This window comes from Streptomyces sp. CNQ085 (genome assembly GCF_022614595.1).
In the GTDB taxonomy this organism is placed as follows: domain Bacteria; phylum Actinomycetota; class Actinomycetes; order Streptomycetales; family Streptomycetaceae; genus Streptomyces.
The window spans coordinates 1-17,583 of sequence record NZ_JAJFAU010000046.1 but is presented as its reverse complement, the minus strand read 5'-3'; the positions used below and the strand labels follow the sequence as shown (position 1 = coordinate 17,583).

The 17,583-nt window shown below is 73.2% G+C and carries 19 protein-coding genes and 2 pseudogenes; 9 read left to right on the top strand and 12 right to left on the bottom strand.

The genetic code is table 11. The annotated features are described in order from the left end of the window. Nucleotides 1–3 precede the first annotated feature (3 nt). Nucleotides 4–816: pseudogene (locus LJ221_RS10765) on the bottom strand (nucleotidyltransferase domain-containing protein). A 106-nt stretch (nucleotides 817–922) separates the two neighbouring features. On the opposite strand from LJ221_RS10765, the gene LJ221_RS10760 reads away from it, so the two are divergent. Next, the gene (locus LJ221_RS10760; protein ID WP_241715747.1) at nucleotides 923–1,339 is read left to right on the top strand and encodes a hypothetical protein; all 417 of its coding nucleotides are present in this window, start codon (nucleotides 923–925) and stop codon (nucleotides 1,337–1,339) included. A gap of 62 nt (nucleotides 1,340–1,401) precedes the next feature. Here the strand turns inward: LJ221_RS10760 and LJ221_RS23445 are convergent, their stop codons facing one another. After that, nucleotides 1,402–1,533 (bottom strand): hypothetical protein, encoded by a 132-nt coding sequence (locus LJ221_RS23445; RefSeq protein WP_302851986.1) that lies wholly within the window; start codon nucleotides 1,531–1,533, stop codon nucleotides 1,402–1,404. Between the two features lie 90 nt (nucleotides 1,534–1,623). Here LJ221_RS23445 and LJ221_RS23945 point away from each other — a divergent pair, with 90 nt between their 5' ends. Then, nucleotides 1,624–1,959, top strand: coding sequence for a type II toxin-antitoxin system VapB family antitoxin (locus LJ221_RS23945; protein ID WP_374228424.1), 336 nt, complete (start codon nucleotides 1,624–1,626; stop codon nucleotides 1,957–1,959). Here the strand turns inward: LJ221_RS23945 and LJ221_RS10755 are convergent. From LJ221_RS10755 to LJ221_RS10745, 3 genes are all read right to left on the bottom strand, one after another. After that, nucleotides 1,946–2,938 (bottom strand): NADPH:quinone oxidoreductase family protein, encoded by a 993-nt coding sequence (locus LJ221_RS10755; RefSeq protein ID WP_241715745.1) that lies wholly within the window; start codon nucleotides 2,936–2,938, stop codon nucleotides 1,946–1,948. The genes LJ221_RS23945 and LJ221_RS10755 overlap by 14 nt on opposite strands. A 114-nt stretch (nucleotides 2,939–3,052) precedes the next feature. Next, nucleotides 3,053–3,661, bottom strand: a complete 609-nt coding sequence (locus LJ221_RS10750; protein WP_241715743.1) for a TetR/AcrR family transcriptional regulator — start codon at nucleotides 3,659–3,661, stop codon at nucleotides 3,053–3,055. 26 nt (nucleotides 3,662–3,687) lie between these two features. After that, nucleotides 3,688–4,467: an SDR family oxidoreductase gene (locus LJ221_RS10745; RefSeq protein WP_241715740.1), complete on the bottom strand. Its 780-nt coding sequence runs from the start codon at nucleotides 4,465–4,467 to the stop codon at nucleotides 3,688–3,690. A gap of 195 nt (nucleotides 4,468–4,662) precedes the next feature. Between LJ221_RS10745 and LJ221_RS10740 the strand changes: the two genes are divergently transcribed. After that, nucleotides 4,663–5,199 carry a hypothetical protein gene (locus tag LJ221_RS10740; protein WP_241715738.1) on the top strand — a complete coding sequence of 179 codons (537 nt, stop codon included), beginning with the start codon at nucleotides 4,663–4,665 and terminating at the stop codon, nucleotides 5,197–5,199. 148 nt (nucleotides 5,200–5,347) lie between these two features. Then, entirely contained in the window at nucleotides 5,348–5,812 is a 465-nt protein-coding gene (locus LJ221_RS10735) for a MaoC family dehydratase (protein ID WP_241715737.1), read from the top strand. A gap of 19 nt (nucleotides 5,813–5,831) precedes the next feature. Here LJ221_RS10735 and LJ221_RS10730 read toward each other — a convergent pair whose 3' ends face one another. Further along, nucleotides 5,832–6,515: a TetR/AcrR family transcriptional regulator gene (locus LJ221_RS10730; RefSeq protein WP_241715775.1), complete on the bottom strand. Its 684-nt coding sequence runs from the start codon at nucleotides 6,513–6,515 to the stop codon at nucleotides 5,832–5,834. Nucleotides 6,516–6,658: 143 nt separating this feature from the next. After that, nucleotides 6,659–6,940, bottom strand: coding sequence for an acyl-CoA dehydrogenase family protein (locus LJ221_RS10725; RefSeq protein ID WP_308314757.1), 282 nt, complete (start codon nucleotides 6,938–6,940; stop codon nucleotides 6,659–6,661). A gap of 124 nt (nucleotides 6,941–7,064) precedes the next feature. Between LJ221_RS10725 and hmgA the strand changes: the two genes are divergently transcribed. The 3 genes from hmgA (at nucleotide 7,065) to LJ221_RS10710 (ending at nucleotide 10,567) form a co-directional block, all read left to right on the top strand. Then, nucleotides 7,065–8,405 (top strand): homogentisate 1,2-dioxygenase, encoded by a 1,341-nt coding sequence (hmgA, locus tag LJ221_RS10720; protein ID WP_241715734.1) that lies wholly within the window; start codon nucleotides 7,065–7,067, stop codon nucleotides 8,403–8,405. Nucleotides 8,406–8,512: 107 nt separating this feature from the next. Further along, on the top strand, nucleotides 8,513–9,262 hold the full coding sequence (locus LJ221_RS10715) for a GntR family transcriptional regulator (protein WP_241715732.1): 750 nt from the start codon (nucleotides 8,513–8,515) through the stop codon (nucleotides 9,260–9,262). Nucleotides 9,263–9,385: 123 nt separating this feature from the next. Further along, nucleotides 9,386–10,567: a type ISP restriction/modification enzyme gene (locus tag LJ221_RS10710; protein ID WP_241715773.1), complete on the top strand. Its 1,182-nt coding sequence runs from the start codon at nucleotides 9,386–9,388 to the stop codon at nucleotides 10,565–10,567. Nucleotides 10,568–10,689: 122 nt separating this feature from the next. Here the strand turns inward: LJ221_RS10710 and LJ221_RS10705 are convergent, their stop codons facing one another. After that, complete coding sequence (locus LJ221_RS10705) at nucleotides 10,690–10,956, bottom strand: hypothetical protein (RefSeq protein ID WP_241715730.1); 267 nt, start codon at nucleotides 10,954–10,956, stop codon at nucleotides 10,690–10,692. Between the two features lie 418 nt (nucleotides 10,957–11,374). Here LJ221_RS10705 and LJ221_RS10700 point away from each other — a divergent pair, with 418 nt between their 5' ends. Further along, nucleotides 11,375–12,496: a DUF5925 domain-containing protein gene (locus LJ221_RS10700; RefSeq protein WP_374228423.1), complete on the top strand. Its 1,122-nt coding sequence runs from the start codon at nucleotides 11,375–11,377 to the stop codon at nucleotides 12,494–12,496. Between the two features lie 143 nt (nucleotides 12,497–12,639). On the opposite strand, the gene LJ221_RS10695 is transcribed toward LJ221_RS10700, so the two are convergent. Together LJ221_RS10695 and LJ221_RS10690 are read right to left on the bottom strand one after the other, a co-directional pair. Next, complete coding sequence (locus tag LJ221_RS10695) at nucleotides 12,640–13,020, bottom strand: GntR family transcriptional regulator (RefSeq protein ID WP_241715726.1); 381 nt, start codon at nucleotides 13,018–13,020, stop codon at nucleotides 12,640–12,642. Between the two features lie 322 nt (nucleotides 13,021–13,342). Next, nucleotides 13,343–13,570 (bottom strand): annotated as a pseudogene (locus LJ221_RS10690) (acyl-CoA dehydrogenase family protein); the annotation flags it as partial. Between the two features lie 105 nt (nucleotides 13,571–13,675). Between LJ221_RS10690 and LJ221_RS10685 the strand changes: the two are divergent. Next, nucleotides 13,676–14,704: an aspartate-semialdehyde dehydrogenase gene (locus LJ221_RS10685; RefSeq protein WP_241715724.1), complete on the top strand. Its 1,029-nt coding sequence runs from the start codon at nucleotides 13,676–13,678 to the stop codon at nucleotides 14,702–14,704. A 124-nt stretch (nucleotides 14,705–14,828) separates the two neighbouring features. Here LJ221_RS10685 and LJ221_RS10680 read toward each other — a convergent pair whose 3' ends face one another. Then, nucleotides 14,829–15,851 carry a S1 family peptidase gene (locus tag LJ221_RS10680; RefSeq protein WP_241715771.1) on the bottom strand — a complete coding sequence of 341 codons (1,023 nt, stop codon included), beginning with the start codon at nucleotides 15,849–15,851 and terminating at the stop codon, nucleotides 14,829–14,831. 332 nt (nucleotides 15,852–16,183) lie between these two features. Continuing rightward, on the bottom strand, nucleotides 16,184–17,068 hold the full coding sequence (locus LJ221_RS10675) for a S1 family peptidase (protein ID WP_241715721.1): 885 nt from the start codon (nucleotides 17,066–17,068) through the stop codon (nucleotides 16,184–16,186). Nucleotides 17,069–17,583: the final 515 nt, after the last annotated feature.

The window sequence follows — 17,583 nt, the reverse complement described above, 5'->3', positions numbered from 1 at the left end:
CTGTCACCCGGTGCGGTTCCGCAGCGCGGCGGTGGTCTCCTCGACCAGTGCCCGCGCCTCGGCCACCGTCGCCGCCAGCGACTCGGAGGTCTCGCCAGGTGCTCCCAGCAAGCGTCGGGCCCGCGGGCCGAAGCCGGCCAGCGCGACCGGCAGTGTCTCGGCGACGGCCAGCGCGCCCTTCTCGTTGAGGCACCAGCGCCGGTCCCCGGCGAACACCGCCTGCACCAGCACACCGACCGCCCGGGACAGGCAGAGCGAGACGTAGAGCGTGTCCGCCCCTGCCGCGCCCTTCGCCGCGGCGCCGACCAGGAACTCCGCCTCCCAGGCCGCCGCGGTCAGCGACTCCCGCAGCGGCTCGGGGTAGACCGCGGTCCTGCGCCGAAGATCCGTCAACTCCCCGGATGAGTCGGCCAGTACCCGGCCGAGCGCCACCTCGCCCGCATAGCACGGTGACCAGAATCCGAGCGGGTGCCCGGCCTGTACGCCCACTTCGTACCGGCCCTCGCGGCAGTCCGCTCACACCCGCCCGACCCGGTCCAGGTCCCGCAGAATCCAGTCCACCGCCACACCGCCGACCCGCAGCCACGCACCGCCGTTCACCCAGGGCCCCCAGCCGCCCGGGCCGGCCATCTCCACCCCGGGACCGGCCAGCGCGCGCAGGGCGGCGAGGTCGAGTTCGCCCCGGTAGTAGACGCCGAGGTCCCAGTCCGATCCGGGCCGGTGCTCGCCGCGCGCCCGGCTGCCGCCGAGCATCACCCCGACCACGCCCGGCACCTCGGCCAGGCGGCCGGCCATGTCCTCGATGATCGCCCGCATGGAGCGAGTCTGGCAGCACCCGGAGCATCAGGCCGACGGATGGCGCTCCTCACGTGGCCGGTGTCTCCCGCCGGACTCCACCCTTGACCTCAACCTCACTTCAAGTATGGCACTCAAGCCCATGGATACTACGAGCAACGGCACCATCCTCTTCCGCAACACCATGCGCATCACCGACGGCCACCTCGACGGCTTCCGCCGCGCCATCGCGCAGGCGGTGGCGTTCGCCCGGGAACACGGGCCCCAGCTCATGGTGGAGGTCTTCATCGACGAGGAACGGATGCTGGCGCACAGCTTCCAGCTCTACCGCGACTCCGACGCCATCCGTACCCACTGGCGGCTGTCGGACCCGTACATCCGCGAGGTGATGGAGCACTGCGCCGTGGAGCGCTTCGAGGTGTTCGGCGAACCGGATCACGACATCGTCGCGGCCCTCAAGACCCCTGACGGCGATTCCTTCCCCTTCACCGTCTCGCCCCGCCTCGCCGGCTTCAACCGCCTTGCGGAGCCTGAGTTGGAGTGACTCCCCGCCCCCTTCCGGAGCCGGGTCTGTCAAACGAGCGGTGTAACCAAGGTTGTTGAGGGTTACTGACGGGCTGCCGACAGACGGCCGTCGAAGGTGATGTCGAAGGCATTCAGGGCGGTCTTCCAGCGCATGGTCCAGCGGGCCTGGCCCTTGCCGGTGGTCAGGCAGATCGTGTCCGACCTGCTGGTCATGAGCCCCCAGCCATCCGCGTCCCTGCGGACCCTGGCGGACGAACTGGACGTGGAGGGCCGGTAGTCACACCACATGGAAGGAGGCGCCGTATGTCCGTGATTCGCATCGAACTCGACAGCAAGCTCCTGCAACGCGTCATGGCGCTTGCGGAGGTCAGGGACAAGGGGGAAGCGGTGAATCCGGCACTCAGTTTCCACTTGGAGCGGCAGGAGCGTGGAGTATGCGTCAAGCGCGCCTTCGAGCGTGCGTGTGAGTGGGGGCCGTTGAGGACGCCGAGCGCCTGCACGATGCGGAGAAGCGCAACCGGTGAGCTTCTCCTGACCTTTCCAGCCGCCCACAAGGGAACCGTGTGTCCCCGGACCGCCCAGCGGTCCGGGGACACACGGCGCCGGCGGGTGGGCCGGCAGCGGCTCAGGGCTGGATGACGACGCGGCCGGTGGTGGTGCCGTCGGCGACGCGCTGGACGGCGTCGGCCGCGCCCTCCATCGGTACGCGCTCGCTCACCAGCGGCTTGACCACGCCCTGTTCGGCGAGTCTGGTCAGCTCCTCGTGGCAGGCGCGGACGGCGGCCGGGTCGTGGGTGTTGTACAGGCCCCAGTGCAGGCCGAGGATGGCGTAGTTCTTCACCAGGGCGTGGTTGAGGCCGGGGCTGGGGATGGCGCCGCCGGCGAAGCCGACGACCACGATCCGGCCCTCGAAGGCGACGCACTTGGTGGAGGCGGTGTACGCGTCGCCGCCGACAGGGTCGTAGACGACGTCCGCGCCGTGGCCGCCGGTGGCCTCCTTGACCGCCTGGGCCAGGCCCTTGACGCCGTCGACCGCGCGCCGGTCGATCACCGTCTCGCAGCCCAGCTCCCGGGCCACCGCCGCCTTCTCCGGCCCGCCGACGACGCCGATCACCTTGGCGCCCGCGGCCTGGCCGAGCTGGACGGCGGCGCTGCCCACTCCCCCGGCGGCGGCGTGGACCAGCAGCGTCTCGCCGGCCTGGAGGCGGGCGCGGCGGTGGAGGCCGAACCAGCCGGTCTGGTAGCCGATGTGGAGGGCGGCGGCCTCGGCGTCGTCCAGCGCCTTCGACGCGGGGGCGCAGTGGGCCTCGTCGACCGCCACCAGTTCGGCGAAGGCGCCGTGGGGCAGGTCGGGCTGGGCGATGACGCGGGTGCCGGTGGCGGTGGCGGTGCCCTCGCCGGCCGCCACGACCTCGCCGCACAGCTCCACGCCGGGGGTGAAGGGCAGCGGGGGGCGTACCTGGTAGTGGCCGCGGCACAGCAGCGCGTCGGGGAAGTTGACGTTCGCCGCCCGTACGCGCAGCAGGAGGCGGCCGGGGCCCGGCTCGGGGGCCGGGACCTCCTCCAGCCGCATCGCCTCGCGCGGTTCGCCGTTGCTGTGGACGCGCCATGCCTTCACCTGAGGCCTCCGCCTTGCTCGTAGGTCGTGTGGGGTCGTGGGTCCGGTGTCACAGTTCGTGGTTCGTGCCGGGTTCTCCGGGTGGTCCGTAAGGCGCCGGACCTGCGGGGGGATTCACGGCCGCAGGGCCCGCAGCAGCAGGTCCGCCAGGTGGTCGGCGACCTCCTGCGGGGTCATGCGCCCGCCGGGCCGGTACCAGGTGCTGAGGTGGTGCACGGAGCCGAAGTGGTAGTCCACCACCAGGTCGGCCGGGGTGGCGGTGGAGAACACCCCCGCCTTCTGCCCCTCCTCGATCAGGGCGCGGAACCGCTCGTGGTAGCGGCGGCGTTCGGAGCGCACCTGCTTCTGCTTGTCCTCGCTGAGCTGGTGCATGGAGCGGAAGAAGATCGAGGCGTCGTCGAGGTTGTCGATGGTGGTGACGACGACGTCGGCGGCGGCGTCGCGCAGCCGCCGCTCCACGGGGGCGTCGGAGGAGGCGAAGGCGTCCAGCCGCTCCTGCTGCAGGCGCAGCACCCGGCCGTAGATCTCGTGCAGCAGGTCGTCCTTGGAACCGAAGTAGTGGTAGAGGGCGCCCTTGGTGACGCCCGCCGCCTCGACGATCTCCTGGACGGAGGTGCGGTCGTAGCCGCGGTCGGCGAACAGCCGGGTGGCGGCGGCCAGCAGCCGCCGCGGGACCGGCTGGATGGGGGCGTCGTCCTGCCGCTGGTTCGCCGGGCTCGTCATGACGGTTCCTCCTGCTGCTCGTGGCCTTACCGGACCCGCTGGTCCCGCTGGACTGTCTCCAGCTTCCGCTGCACATGATTCATGCCGTCCAGCCACTTGTCGGTGTCGGATGCGCGCGCGACGGCGTAGCGGGCGGCCTCCGGGTGCGGCAGGACCAGGAAGCGCCCGGCGTCGACGGCCTCCAGGGTGGCGCGGGCGACGTCCTCCGGCTCGATGGCGGTGGGCGCCAGCACCAGGTCGCCCGCGGTGGAGGCGGAGGCGAGCATGTCGGTGCGCACGCCCTGCGGGCACACGGCGTGGACGTCGATGCCTCGGTGACGGTAGGTGAGCGACAGCCACTCGGCGAAGGCGAGGGCTGCGTGCTTGGAGACGCTGTAGGGCGCGGAGCCGACCATGGTGAGCATTCCGGCGGCCGAGACGGTGGCGACGAAGCGGCCGTGGCCGCGCTCGAGCCACTCGGGCAGCAGTTCGCGCGCCGCCCGGACGTGGGCCATGACGTTGACGTCCCAGGCGGCGTCCCAGACCGCGTCCTCGGCCTCGGGGCCGCCGGCGGGTGCGATGCCGGCGTTGGCGCAGAAGACGTCGACACGGCCGCCGAGGGCCTCGCGGGCGGCGGGGACGATCCCCGAGGCGTCGCCGGGCACCGCCGTGGCGCCGATCTCACGCGCGACGGCCTCGGCCCTGCCCGCGTCGAGGTCGTTGACGACGACCCTGGCGCCGCGTTCGGCGAAGGCGCGGGCGAGGGCCGCGCCGATGCCGCCACCCGCTCCGGTCACCACGACGCCCGAGTCTCTCAGGTCCTCCATGTGCCCACCCTTCGTCTCGTTCCGGTCGCCGGCGGTGTCCGCTTCCGGCCCGCTCCCGGTGGTCCACGGATTTCCCGCACAGACTAACCAGTCGGTATGTGGCATCGGAAGATTCGCGGGCACACGGATCCACTGGAGGGTCCGGTACGTCCCAGTGATGACGGCTGTGGACGATTACGTCGGAGGTGGTACACGTTGGCCGGTTTCAACGCCCTGGCGGAACAGGTCCGTGATCCCGGGAGAGACCCGTCCCAGCGCAGGCAGGCCCTGCGCAAGTGCCTGGAGCGCTTCGCCCCTTACGGGCACCGCGCCACCTGGCATCATCTGTGTGCCCGCGCGGGCATCTCCCCCGACGACCGCGGCCCCGATCCGGAGCGGCTTATGGCCGCCCTGGAGGAACTGGAGGAGGCCCGGGAGGTGTGGCTGGCGTACGAGCGCGACTTCGCGCGGCGGCGCAGGGAGCAGAAGCACGTCGGCGTCCGGCAGCCGCCGGGCGACGCCTGGCACCGCAGGTGCTGGGGCGGGCGCGGGCTGCTGCCCGTGGAGGATCCCGGTGCCGCGCCGCCCGCCCCGCTGGCAGAGGTGCTGCGGCGGCTGGTGCACGAGGCGGAGGCGCGCGAGGCGCGGCGCGCGGCGCGGGCGACGCACAGCGCCGAGCAGGCCCCGCGGGCCCGGCGTCCGGGGACGGTGGCGCACGGCAACGGCGCGGGAAGGATGGCGGTCAGCGGCTGACGCCCGTGGGCGACACGTCACGCACGCGGGGGAGGGGCCCAGCCGTTGACATGTCCGAGACCCCCGACCATGCTGAGCAAGCGCTTAGTAGCGTGTGCCGACACCACGGACACACGGACATCACGCAGGGTTGGGGAGGCGAACTTCGATGGCGGAACCCCGGGTTCTCACATCGGTCGACGAGCTGAAGGCCGCTGTCGGCGAGGAGTTGGGCACCAGCGACTGGCTGGAGGTCGACCAGAAGCGGATCGGCCTGTTCGCGGACGCGACCGGCGACCACCAGTGGATCCACATCGATCCGGAGAAGGCCGCCGCCGGGCCGTTCGGCACCACCATCGCGCACGGCTATCTGACGCTCTCGCTGCTGCCGGTGCTGGTGCCGCAGCTGATCCGCGTCGAGGGCGTGCGCATGGGCATCAACTACGGCGTGAACAAGGTCCGCTTCCCCTCCCCCGCGCCGGCCGGCTCGCGGGTGCGCGCGACCGCGCGGATCACGGAGGTCTCCGAGGTGGGCGAGGGCTGCGTCCAGCTCACCTCGCTGGTGACGGTCGAGCGCGATGGCGGGGACAAGCCGGTGTGCGTCGCGGAGAGCCTCGTGCGCTACTACCTCTGACGCCCGCCGTCCGCCGGGCTCACGCGCCCCGGCCGCCCCCGTCCGCGGTGTCGCCGGCGGGGGCGGCCGGGGCGCCGACCATCTTCAGCACCAGCCCGGCGTAGAACTCGCCGATCTCCCCGGGGGTGCGCGTGCCGCCCGCGCGGAACCAGCGGGCGACGTCGACGCAGAGCGAGAGCACGGCCAGGGCCGTGCCCCGGATGTCGGGGACGGTGAAGTCCCCGGCGGCCACCCCGTCCTGAAGGATGCCGCGCAGGATCTCCTCGCTGCGCCGCCGCAGGGCGACGATCTCGGCGTAGTGCTCCTCGGCCAGCGCGTTCAGCTCGTACTGCACCACCCGGGCCGTGGTGTGGCGCTCGGCGTGCCAGCGCACGAAGGCGCGCACCGCGGCGGCGAGCCGGTCGGCGGGCGTCACCGCGCTGTTGCCGGCCTCGGTGAGGATGCGCACCGAGCGCTCGTGGCCGACCCGGCTGATCTGGTAGAGCAGCTCTTCCTTGGTGCGGTAGTGGATGTAGAGGGCGGCGGGGCTCATTCCGGCGCGGGAGGCGATGTCCCGGGTGGTGGTGGCGTGGAAGCCGCGCTCGGCGAAGGCCTCGACAGCCGCCAGCAGCAGCCGCCGGGCGGCGTCGGGGGCCACCTCGCCCCAGGAGTCGTCCGGCTCCCCGACGCCTTCCACGGCGCCCTCGGTGTCCTCTGCGTCCATGGCGTCCGCGCTCTCCACGGACTCCGCTCCCGTCTCCGCAGCCATCAGCACCTCGCCCGTTCGTCCCACCGGGCAAACACCATACAACGGTTGCTGAGCAGCCGCTTAGGCAGCTGGGGCACGCGGAACGCCCCGGAAGACCGTCAGAACGCCGACACCCCGGTCAGCGAGCGGCCGATGAGCGGCTTGTGGATCTGGCCGGTGCCCTCGTACGGGATCATCACGCGGACATCGCGCGGCAGCTCGCCGACGGGGTACTCGTCGATGTAGCCGTAGCCGCCGAAGACCTGGAGGGCGTTGTTGGCCGCGCGCACGGCGGCCTCGAAGGCGTAGGGCTCGGCGACGGAGGACTCGGTGTCCGGGTGGGCGGTGCGGTCCGGCGGCGACATACCGACCGGACGGTAAGCGAACTCCAGCCCGATCACCCCCCGGCCGCCCAGGGGAGGGAGCCGGAACGGCGGCACACCCGTCCAAGACTCGCCGTTGACGTACGGACCTCCGCATTCCTATGGTTGACAACAGGAAACCCTGAGCACCTGGAGCGTTGCGATGAGTGGCACCACAAGCGGTTTCGAGCAGGCGCGCAGGATCGCGGAGGGGCTGGCGTACTCCTCCGGCTTCGGGAACCAACACGCCTGCGAGGCCGTTCCGGGAGCGCTTCCCGTCGGTCGCAACTCCCCCCAGCGCGCACCCCTGGGGCTCTACGCGGAGCAGCTCAGCGGCACCGCCTTCACCGAGCCGCGCGCCCACAACCGCCGCTCGTGGCTGTACCGCATCCGCCCCTCGGCCGCCCACCCCCGCTTCGTCCCCGCCGACGGCGGATCCCTGCGCGGCGCCCCCTTCACCGAGACCGAGCCCGACCCCAACCGGCTGCGCTGGGACCCGCTGCCCGACCCCGCCCCCGGCACCGACTTCCTGGACGGGCTGTGGACCCTGGGCGGCAACGGCGACGCCGCCCGGCGCGAGGGCGTGGCCATTCACCTGTACGCCGCCGACGCTCCCATGGAACGCCGGGTGTTCAGCTCCGCGGACGGCGAGCTGCTGATCGTGCCCGAGCGCGGCGGCCTGCTGCTGCGTACCGAGTTCGGCCTGCTGCGCGCCGAACCGGGCCACATCGCGCTGATCCCCCGCGGGGTCCGCTTCCGCGTCGAGCCGCTGGACGCGGTGGTACGCGGCTACGTCTGCGAGAACATGGGCCGCCCCTTCGTCCTGCCCGACCTCGGCCCCATCGGCGCCAACGGCCTGGCCAACCCCCGTGACTTCCTCGCCCCCGCCGCCGCGTACGAGGACGTGGAGGGCCCGGTGGAGGTGGTCAGCAAGTTCTGCGGCGGCCTGTGGACGGCCACCTACGACCACTCCCCGCTGGATGTCGTCGCCTGGCACGGCAACCTGACGCCCTACGTCTACGACCTGCGCCGCTTCAACGTGATCGGCAGCATCAGCTACGACCACCCCGACCCGTCGATCTTCACCGTCCTCACCTCGCCGTCGGACACCCCGGGCCTGGCGGGCGTGGACTTCGTGGTCTTCGCCCCGCGCTGGCTGGTCGGCGAGGACACCTTCCGGCCGCCGTACTTCCACCGCAACGTGATGAGCGAGTACATGGGCCTGATCGAGGGCGCCTACGACGCCAAGACCGCCGGCCCCGGCGGCTTCGTCCCCGGCGGCGGTTCCCTGCACAACATGATGTCCGCCCACGGCCCGGACCGCGAGACATTCGACCGGGCCGGCGCCGCCGAACTGGTCCCGCAGAAGGTGGACGACGGACTGGCCTTCATGTTCGAGACCCGCTGGCCGGTGACGCTGACCGCCCAGGCGCGCGACGCCGGGCACCTCCAGAGCGGCTACGACGACGTGTGGCAGGGCCTGGAGCGCCGCTTCCGGAACTGAGGGGCCCTCGTCGGGGGGCGATGGCGCGTACTGTGACCCACGGCACCGCGGCGGCGTCGTGACGTCGTGACACAGCAACCAACCAGCCCGGCCGTCCGGAGGCCACCATGCCCACCTTCGCCCCCGACTCGCTCGCGCTGAACCGCAAACTGCCGCTGTGGTATCAGGTCTCGCAATCCCTGCGCGCCTCGGTACTCGGCCGCTCCCCCGGCGCGCCTCTGCGCCTGCCCACCGAGGAGCGGCTCGCCGAGCACTACGGCGTCAGCGTGCTGACCATGCGCCAGGCGCTCAAGGAGCTGGAGAACGAGGGGCTGATCTCCCGGCACCGGCGGCGCGGCACCTTCATCGAGCCGAGCGCCCGCAGCGGGTCCCCCGTGCGGCTGCTCGGCTCGGTGGACGCCATCGTGGCCCAGCAGTCGGGCGAGGAGACGGTGCTGCTGGGGCACGGAGCCGGACCGGTCCCCGGAGAGCTGGCCGAGTACTTCCCGGACCTCACCGAGGCGGTGGCCTACCGGCGGCTGCGCCGCGACCGGGAGACGGGCGAGCCGACCAACTGGGCGGAGAACCTCGTCCGCCCCGAACTGGCCGGCCGCATCGATCTGGAGGACCTGGCCCGCTGGCCCATGACAAAGGTGCTGCGCGACGCCGTGGGCGTGCGGATCAGCCGCATCACCGACACCGTCCAGGCGCGGCTGGCCGCCCCGGAGACGGCCGAACTGCTCCAGGTGCCGCTGCTCAGCCCGATCCTGCACTACACCGGCGTCACCTACGACGAGAGCGGCCGGGTGGTGGACGTGGCCCGTATCCACTACCGCGGCGACCGCTTCTCCTTCTCCGTCACCGTGGAGGCGGACTGACCCGCCTTCCGTAACATGCGTGCGGTGAGCCGTACGGGACGGGCAGCAGGAGCAGCGGGGAGGGAAACGGTGGGTGCCGGGACGGGCGGCGGCCGCGGCCAGGACGTTCCGCTGGACGAGCTGATGCCCTGGTCGGTCCGGACGGTCCGGACGGGCCGGGACTGGGTGACGGCGCCGGACGCGGCGTCGCTGCGGTCCCGCTGGGCCGCGCTGCTGCGGGCCTCCGGCGCCGGGCGCGAGGCGCTGTTCGCGCCCACCCGCGCCCGCACCACCCGCACCGCCGTCCCCCGGCTGCCCGGTACCGCCGCGGACGCCCCCGCCGTCCGGCTGGACCGGGAGGACGGACCGTGCCCGGAGCCGGTGCGGGTGCTGTGCGGACCGTACGACCGGCAGTGGCTGATTCCGGACCACCGTCTGCTCGACGCCGCCCGGCCCGAGCTGTGGCGCGTCGCCGACGACCGGCAGATTCTCCTGGTCGAACCCCCGGCCGGGCCACGCTCCCCCGTTCCGGAACCGGTCTTCACCGAACTGCTCCCGGTCGGCGCCGCCGCGTCCCGGACCGGCCGCGTACGTCCCCTGTACCGGCGCCCGGGCGGCCGCGAGCCCAACCTCGCCCCGGGCCTGCCCGGTCTGCTGGCCGGAGTGCTGGGCACTCCGGTGACGGCCGAGGACGTGCTGGCCTGGACGGCCGCGGCGGCGCGCACCGTCCCCGGCGGCCGTGCCGTACCGCTCACCGCGGACCGCGAAGTGTGGGAGGAGGGCGTCGCGCTGGGCCGCGAGGTGCTGCGGGCGCACACCCGCGGCGCCCGCTGCGGCGACGGCACCCGTCCGCGTCTGCCGGGCGGGCGGCGCCCCTATGTGCGGGGCGCGCTGCCCGAGCACCCGGCCCCGGACGCGCTGCGCCATGACGCGCGGGAGGAGATCCTGTGGGTGGGGGGCGGCCGGATAGCGCCGGTGGCGCGCGGCGCCTGGGAGTTCGAGGCGGGCGGCGTCCGGGTGCTCGCCGACTGGTTCGCCCGGCGTACGGCCCCGGCCGCACCCGGCACGCTGGAGGCGGTGCGCCCGAATGCCTGGCCTGCCGGGTGGACCTCGGAGCTGCTGGAACTGATCACCGTGCTCACCCTCCTCGGCGGGCTGCGCGAGGCACGCGCCGAGTTCGCGGAGCGGCGGGGAGGGAGCCCGGTGGTGGGGGTGTCCGCGCTGCGGGAGGCCGGTGTGCTGCCGGCGCCGCCGGGGGCGCGGCGCCCGGCCTCCGTACTGGACCACCGTGAGGAGGGTCCGGAGGGGCAGCTGACACTGCTGTGAGCAGCCGCTCCCCGCGGCGGCGGGCCGGAGGCCGGCCACGGGAGCGGAGTGCCGCAGGGGTGCCGGGAGCACGGGCGGGACCGGGCCGTGGCGCTCGGCCCGGGTGCGGCCGGGCGCCGTGGCTAGGCGTGGCCCCCGAAGAGGGAGCGCCGCAGCCGCCGTAGCGGCACGAAGAGGGAGACCCGCGCGCCCCTGCTGCGGGAGTGCATGTGGACCGCGTCACACGCGGTCAGTTCACGCACGAGCAAGGTCGCCTCCGCCGTGTCGTCCTGGGAGACGGCGGGCCCCGCCAGCACGCTCAAGTGCCGGTCCAGGCGCGAACCGGTCGCGCCGCTCCCGCACTGGATCGCAGGGATCCTCGCCCTGCTGCGTACCGTTATCTGTTCCATGACACTCCCCACCCAAACGAGGGCTCCCGGCCCGGGCAGGGTAACCCTATCTCCCGACCGTGACCCACGGGTATTCCGGCCACTCGATTCACCTTCCCCGCAAGGGGGTTGACGAACACCGTACGAGACAACGGCATCCGACCGGCCCCATGGCGGAGGCCGGGGACGGGGGGAGAGGGACGAACACAGGTGACAGCGGGCGGCTGCTCGCCGACCGGCACCGCCTCAGCGCCGAGCCGGGACGCGCCGGACCCCCGGGACGCCGACCGGGGTGCCGGCGCTCGTCGCCGGACTGCTGCTCCTGCCGCCGGCCGCCCTCGCCGTGACCGTCGTCCTGCGCTGAGCGTCCGCCGGACTCCCCCGGCGAGACGGCGAAACCTGCGTGCGCACGGGCCCTCCGTGCCCGATCATGGGGGCCATGTGTGCCGACCGCCCCTCCGCGCCGACCGAGGAGTCGCTGCCCATCCGACTCAACATCGACGACAGCGACTCCCCCTCCGATGTCATCGACGCCCTCTTCCTGGGCCGCTTCACCACCGGCGAGCAGCCGCACGCCCGCAGCCGCTCCCTGGAGCGGGTGCGCAAGGGCACGGCACTGCTGCCGCCGGGAGCGGCCGTACTGCGCTCGGCCCGCGACGGCGGCCGCGGCGCGACGCTGGCCGAGGGCGACGGCTGGACGGTACTGGTCTCCCGCTGGTCCCGCGGCGCCGACGTGACCGTGACGGCCGTCAGCGAGGAACTGGCGGAGCGGACGCTGAAGGCCGCGGTGGAGGACGCGGAGGACGAGCCCGAGCCCCGGCCGGACGACGTCACCATGGGTTTCTGGTACAACTCCCCGCGACGCGGCCCGTACCGCACCACCCGCCGGATCACCGCCGGAAGCTGGGAGGAGATCCGCGGCAACTACACCGCCCCGGTCGCCGAGGCCATGGACGGGTTGATGAAGACCACCCCGGACGACATCACCGGCCGGCTGCTGCTGCTCCACGGCCCGCCGGGCACCGGCAAGACCTCCGCCCTGCGGACGCTGGCGCGCTCATGGCAGGACTGGTGCCAGGTGGACTGCGTGCTCGACCCGGAACGGCTGTTCAACGAGGTCGGCTATCTGATGGACATCGCCATCGGCGAGGACGACGGAGCCCCGGACCGGCCGGGCCGGGAGCGCTGGCGGCTGCTGCTCCTGGAGGACTGCGACGAGCTGATCCGCGGCGAGGCCAAGCACGCCACCGGACAGGCCCTGTCCCGGCTGCTGAACCTCACCGACGGACTGCTGGGCCAGGGCCGCAACGTCCTGGTCGGCCTGACCACCAACGAGGACCTGGAGCGGCTGCACCCCGCGGTCGTCCGCCCCGGCCGCTGCCTGGCCCGCATCGAGGTCGGCCCGCTGACGCGCCCCGAGGCCGTGGGCTGGCTCGGCGCCGAGGAGGGCGTCGGACGCGACGGGGCGACCCTGGCCGAGCTGTACGCGCTGCGCCGCGGTTCGGGCCCGGCCTCGGTGCCGCCACAGCCGGGGCGGTCGGACGAGGGGATGTACCTGTGAAGCCTCCGCGCCGGGCCGCCGGGGAGCGCACGGGCGATCCGGTGGCGGAGCTGATCGGGCGGCAGGCGCGCGGGGGAGCGGATCAAGTGCCTCCGCTTCTGCCCTGACAGTGGCCCGGGAGCGGCTGGAAGTCGGCTGATACGTCAGCCCTCCATGCCGTACTCGGCTGCGACCGCCTCCTCGGCGGCGGAGAGCGCGGCGGTCCGGTCCAGGCCCAGGCGCCTGGCCCGCCGGGCGTACGACCGGGCCGCCACCGCGGCCTCGCGGGCAGTGGTGCCCCCGGTGGCGGCGATGAAGCTGCCGTGGCGGCCCCGGGTCTCGATCACCCCGTCGGCCTCCAGCGCGCGGTAGGCCTTGGCCACCGTGTTGGCCGCCAGCCCCAGTTCCCCGGCGAGACCGCGCACGGTGGGCAGCCGGTGGCCGACCGGCAGATCGCCGCCGCGTGCCTGCTCGGCGATCTGGGCGCGCACCTGCTCGTAGGGGGCGGCGGGGACGTCCGGGTCGACGGTGATTCTCAGGGGCACGTCACTTCTCCTGCGGCGGGTCGGAACGTCGGATGGCGCTGGGCGCGCGGGATGCGCAAGGTGCGTCGATTGTGCACCAGCGCGTCAGCCGCGCTCCCGGATTCCGGTCTCCGGCGCCCAGCGGTACTCCGGCCGCCCCGGGTACGGCGCGGGCCGAGCCCGTACGGACCGGCGTACCCGCCTTCCTCTCCCCCGGGCGGCTTCCGCCACACCCGTTCCCACCGTGGTAAGCGGGGGAGGTCGACCGGGAGCTTGCGGAGCTTCCGGTCTCCTGCCTGGAGGACGCCCTGCCCGACCCGGGCTCCCCGGGCGCCGCCGGGTTTCAGCCCACCGGCGCCGGCAGGTCCACCAGAGCGGCGAGCGCGGCGCGGTGGCGGTCGGGGGCGCCCAGCGCGATCCGGTCGGCCTTGGCGCGCTTGGGGTACAGATGCGCCGGGCGCTCCCAGGTCATGCCGATGCCGCCGTGGAGCTGGACGCACTCCTCGGCCTCCCGTATCGCCAGCTCCCCGCAGTGGGAGGTGGCCACCGCGACGGCCACGGGGGCGTCCGGGCCCGCCCGGGGTGTGACGTACGCCAAAGGAAGTTGGCGCACGTACGTCCGGCAGGGCAGGGTAGAGGGCTGACGCAGCGGGACACGCACGACAGAGGGAGCCCCATGAGAATCGGCATCGTCGGAGCCACCGGCCAGGTCGGCGCAGTGATGCGCGAGATCCTGGCCGAGCGCGACTTCCCCGTGGAGCGGCTGCGGCTGTTCGCCTCGGCTCGCTCGGCCGGACGGACGCTGCCCTGGAAGGGCGGCGAGATCACCGTCGAGGACGCCGCCACGGCCGACTACACGGGGCTGGACATCGTGCTGTTCTCCGCGGGCGGCTCGACCTCCAGGGCCCTGGCTCCGAAGGTGGCCGCGGCCGGGCCCGTGGTCATCGACAACTCCTCCGCCTGGCGGCTGGACCCCGAGGTCCCGCTGGTGGTCTCCGAGGTGAACCCGCGGGCCGCCGCCGAGCGCCCCAAGGGCATCATCGCCAACCCCAACTGCACCACCATGGCCGCCATGCCGGTGCTGCGGCCGCTGCACGCCGAGGCGGGGCTGACCGCCCTGGTCGTGGCCACCTACCAGGCGGTGTCCGGCAGCGGTCTGGCCGGTGTCGCGGAGCTGGACGAGCAGATCCGCAAGGCGGTCGAGGGCGACGCCACCCGTCTGGCCTTCGACGGCTCCGCGGTCGAGTTCCCCGAGCCCGACAAGTACGTGCGGCCCATCGCCTTCAACGTGCTGCCGATGGCGGGCTCCATCGTGGACGACGGGCTGGACGAGACCGACGAGGAGCACAAGCTCCGCAACGAGAGCCGCAAGATCCTGGGCATCCCGGAGCTGAGGGTCTCGGGCACCTGTGTGCGCGTGCCGGTCTTCACCGGCCACTCGCTCCAGATCAACGCCCGCTTCGAGCGGCCGATCAGCCCCGAGCGCGCCCGTGAGCTGCTTCAGGACGCCCCTGGTGTGGTCCTCTCCGACGTGCCCACCCCGCAGCAGGCGGCCGGCCAGGACCCGACCTACGTGGGCCGCGTCCGCGCCGACGAGACCGCCGAGCACGGCCTGGCCCTGTTCTGCGCCGGCGACAACCTCCGCAAGGGCGCGGCGCTCAACGCCGTCCAGATCGCGGAGCTGGTCGCGGCCGAGTCCCGCTGACCCGGACCGGAAGGGCCGCTTCGACAGATACCGGCCGGCGTCGCCCGGTACGCGGCCCCGCACTCCCACGGCCCGGCCCGTCTCCCGAGGGGGAGGCGGGGGGGGCCGTCTCGCGGCCCGGCCGTCAGCCGATCCGGGCGCCGTGGTCGCGCAGCGCCTCGGTCAGCGGCTGGTAGAAGGTCTCGCCTCCCCGCGAGCAGTCCCCGCGTCCGCCGGATGTCAGGCCGTGGCCGGTGGTGCCGGAGAACAGCGGGCCGCCGCTGTCGCCGGGCTCGGCACAGACGTCGGTCTGGATCAGTCCGTCGACCCTGCCCTGCGGGTACGTCACCGAGACGTCCACCGCGGTGACCTCTCCGTCGTGGACCTCCGTGGTGCTGCCGCTGCGCCACACCCGCTGGCCGACGAGGGGGTCGGCGGCCCGGGTGATGGCGCGGCTGGTCCCGTCGTACAGGTTCACCCGGCTCGGGTGGTCCGTACGGGTGGTGTACCGCACCAGGGCGTGGTCGTCGCCGGGGAACTCGCTCGCCACGGTGACCCCGATGCCGCGCCCGGAACGGGTGACGGACCAGCGATCGAAGAGCCGGGCGCAGTGGCCCGCGGTGAGGAAGTACGGCATGCCGTTCCTGACCACGTTGAAGCCGAGCGAGCAGCGCGCGCCGTCCCGGCGCCAGATCGCGTCACCGCCCAGGGCCAGGGGGGCGAACTCCCCCTCGGCCTGCCTGAGGACCGCCATGTCGTCCCGCTCGGCCACCTGCTTCCTCAGATCGGCCAGCACCTCTTCCCCGACCGTGCTGTCGGCGGTGACGACGACCTTGTTGAGCCGGTGGTCGACGGCGCGCGCGGTGCCGGGGACGCTCTTGGCCGTGAGGTCCTTCCGCACGGCTTCGAGCTGCGCGAGGGAGTGCTCGACCATCCGGGGCTCGGCGCCGGCCTGCCGGACCGTCTCCGCACCCGTCTCGCTGAGGACGTTGACCACCAGCTTGCGTCCCTCGGCGTCGTAGTAGGCGCCCGCCATGTCGTCCTCGAGGTCTCCGGCGAGGGTCGAGGCCAGCTGGCCCGCGGCGGTGGGGGTGAGCGGTCTGGGTGCGACGGGGGTGGGGGTGTCCGCGCTCGCCGGGGCGAGGGGGACGGAGAGCATCGCCGCCATGCCCGCGCCCGCGATGGCGATGCGCCGCGTGAGTGTCCGTCGGTGTTTGAGCACTGTGCCTCCCGTGGGGGTGGGGCCGCCTGTGGGGAGAGCGGCCCCGGAGGAATGTCCGGCCCGGTCATCCTTTCCTCGGCCGACGGGGACACACACGCAAAGTGTTCACGCCGCACCTGAGGGTGATGGCCGCCTCCGTCATCATCCCCGCACCGGCGCTGTCCGGCACCTCGGGCCCTTCCGCCCGGTCCGCCCGGTCCGCCCGGTCCGGCGGGCACGGCGGGCACGGCGGAGGCCCCGCCCGGCACAGCCGGGCGGGGGCTCGAGGAGCGGTGAAGTCAGTGAACGCTCACGCCGTACGCGTTCAGCGCCTCCACGACCGGCTGGTAGAAGGTCGTGCCACCCCAGGTGCAGTTGCCGCTGCCGCCGGAGGTCAGGCCGAAGGCGGTGGTGCCGTAGTACAGCGGGCCGCCGCTGTCGCCGGGCTCGGCGCAGACGTTGGTCTGGATCATGCCGTAGACGACATCGCCGCCGCCGTAGTTGACGGTGGCGTTCAGACCGGTGACGGTGCCGCTGTGGGTACCGGTGGTGCTGCCGCGACGGTAGACACGCTGACCCACGGACGGGTTGGCGGCCCTGGTGATGTCCTGGCTGCCGACCGTGCCCGGCTTGGACTGCGAGTTGTCGTGCCGGACGAGGCCGTAGTCGTTGACCGGGAAGCTGGAGCCGACCGTCGGACCGAGGTAGCCGGCGCTGGAGGACCAGGACGGGTAGCCGTCGGTGCAGTGCCCGGCGGTCAGGAAGTAGTCCGTCCCGTTGCTGCTGCGGACGTTGAAGCCCAGCGAGCAGCGCCCGCCGCCACTGCGATAGATGGCGTCACCGCCGGAGATCAGCTTGTTGAACTTGCCGGAGGTGCGCTCGATGCGAATGGCGTCCGCACCCGCGCCGGCGGTCTTCTTGATCTTGGCTATCTCGGCCTTGCTGACGGTGCTGTCCACCGTGACGACCAGGGTGTTGGTCTCCTTGTCGGTGTACCAGGCGGTCCCCGCGATGTCCACGGTCTTCATCGCCTTGTCCGCCATGGCGACCTGGGCCGCGGGCGAGGGGGCGGGGGCGGCGCTCGCCGAGGTCGGCAGAGCCATGGCCGCGGCGGCGGCCACGGCGGAGACCGCGGCGAGCATGCGGATACGGCCGCGCTTGGGAGAGGTGCGCTCGGTCTTCACTGGCTGTTCCTCCTGTGAAGGAAATGGGGGAACCCGCTATGGGGCACGGGCGCATGGAGTCGCCGGGGACCCGCTGTACGACGCGTCCCTGACAAGCACCGGGACGGAGTATTCACACGTTCGATCGGCGCGCGCAAGGGTGCCGTTGCGCCAAGTCGCATTGCTCAGCGTACCGGTCACCCCGCATACCGGACATGAGCAGCCGTCAGCCACAACCGCTGAAAACGCAGTTGCGGTCGCATCCCCCATCGCCACCACCGGACCCACCGGACCCACCGGAACTTCTCGAGCTGTTGCAGCACCTACAGCAGTTACCGCAGCGCTCACAGCGGCCTGGGCATCCGGAGCAGTCGCAGGAGCGGCACAGGCCCTCGCGCCTGCGCCCCGACCAGGGGTCTCCACATTCCTTGCGGAAGCAAATTTGTCCGATGCGGAACAGCCCCGTCCACACCATGTATCCGGCCACCGCGCCCCGGCGGCGCGAAGGGCCGGGAAATGTTGTCCCGGGCCGGCCC

What these genes read in the sequence shown, in the direction of transcription:
- LJ221_RS23945 (WP_374228424.1), top strand. Translation starts at nt 1,624, where the DNA reads ATGTCCGTGATTCGCATCGAACTCGACAGCAAGCTCCTGCAACGCGTC.
- LJ221_RS10730 (WP_241715775.1), bottom strand. Translation starts at nt 6,515, where the DNA reads ATGGACGCAGAGGACACCGAGGGCGCCGTGGAAGGCGTCGGGGAGCCG.
- LJ221_RS10715 (WP_241715732.1), top strand. Translation starts at nt 8,513, where the DNA reads ATGCCCACCTTCGCCCCCGACTCGCTCGCGCTGAACCGCAAACTGCCG.
- LJ221_RS10735 (WP_241715737.1), top strand. Translation starts at nt 5,348, where the DNA reads ATGGCGGAACCCCGGGTTCTCACATCGGTCGACGAGCTGAAGGCCGCT.
- LJ221_RS10750 (WP_241715743.1), bottom strand. Translation starts at nt 3,661, where the DNA reads ATGACGAGCCCGGCGAACCAGCGGCAGGACGACGCCCCCATCCAGCCG.
- LJ221_RS10710 (WP_241715773.1), top strand. Translation starts at nt 9,386, where the DNA reads ATGCCCTGGTCGGTCCGGACGGTCCGGACGGGCCGGGACTGGGTGACG.
- LJ221_RS10700 (WP_374228423.1), top strand. Translation starts at nt 11,375, where the DNA reads ATGTGTGCCGACCGCCCCTCCGCGCCGACCGAGGAGTCGCTGCCCATC.
- LJ221_RS10760 (WP_241715747.1), top strand. Translation starts at nt 923, where the DNA reads ATGGCACTCAAGCCCATGGATACTACGAGCAACGGCACCATCCTCTTC.
- hmgA (WP_241715734.1), top strand. Translation starts at nt 7,065, where the DNA reads ATGAGTGGCACCACAAGCGGTTTCGAGCAGGCGCGCAGGATCGCGGAG.
- LJ221_RS10685 (WP_241715724.1), top strand. Translation starts at nt 13,676, where the DNA reads ATGAGAATCGGCATCGTCGGAGCCACCGGCCAGGTCGGCGCAGTGATG.
- LJ221_RS23445 (WP_302851986.1), bottom strand. Translation starts at nt 1,533, where the DNA reads ATGACCAGCAGGTCGGACACGATCTGCCTGACCACCGGCAAGGGCCAG.
- LJ221_RS10705 (WP_241715730.1), bottom strand. Translation starts at nt 10,956, where the DNA reads ATGGAACAGATAACGGTACGCAGCAGGGCGAGGATCCCTGCGATCCAG.
- LJ221_RS10745 (WP_241715740.1), bottom strand. Translation starts at nt 4,467, where the DNA reads ATGGAGGACCTGAGAGACTCGGGCGTCGTGGTGACCGGAGCGGGTGGC.
- LJ221_RS10680 (WP_241715771.1), bottom strand. Translation starts at nt 15,851, where the DNA reads ATGGCGGCGATGCTCTCCGTCCCCCTCGCCCCGGCGAGCGCGGACACC.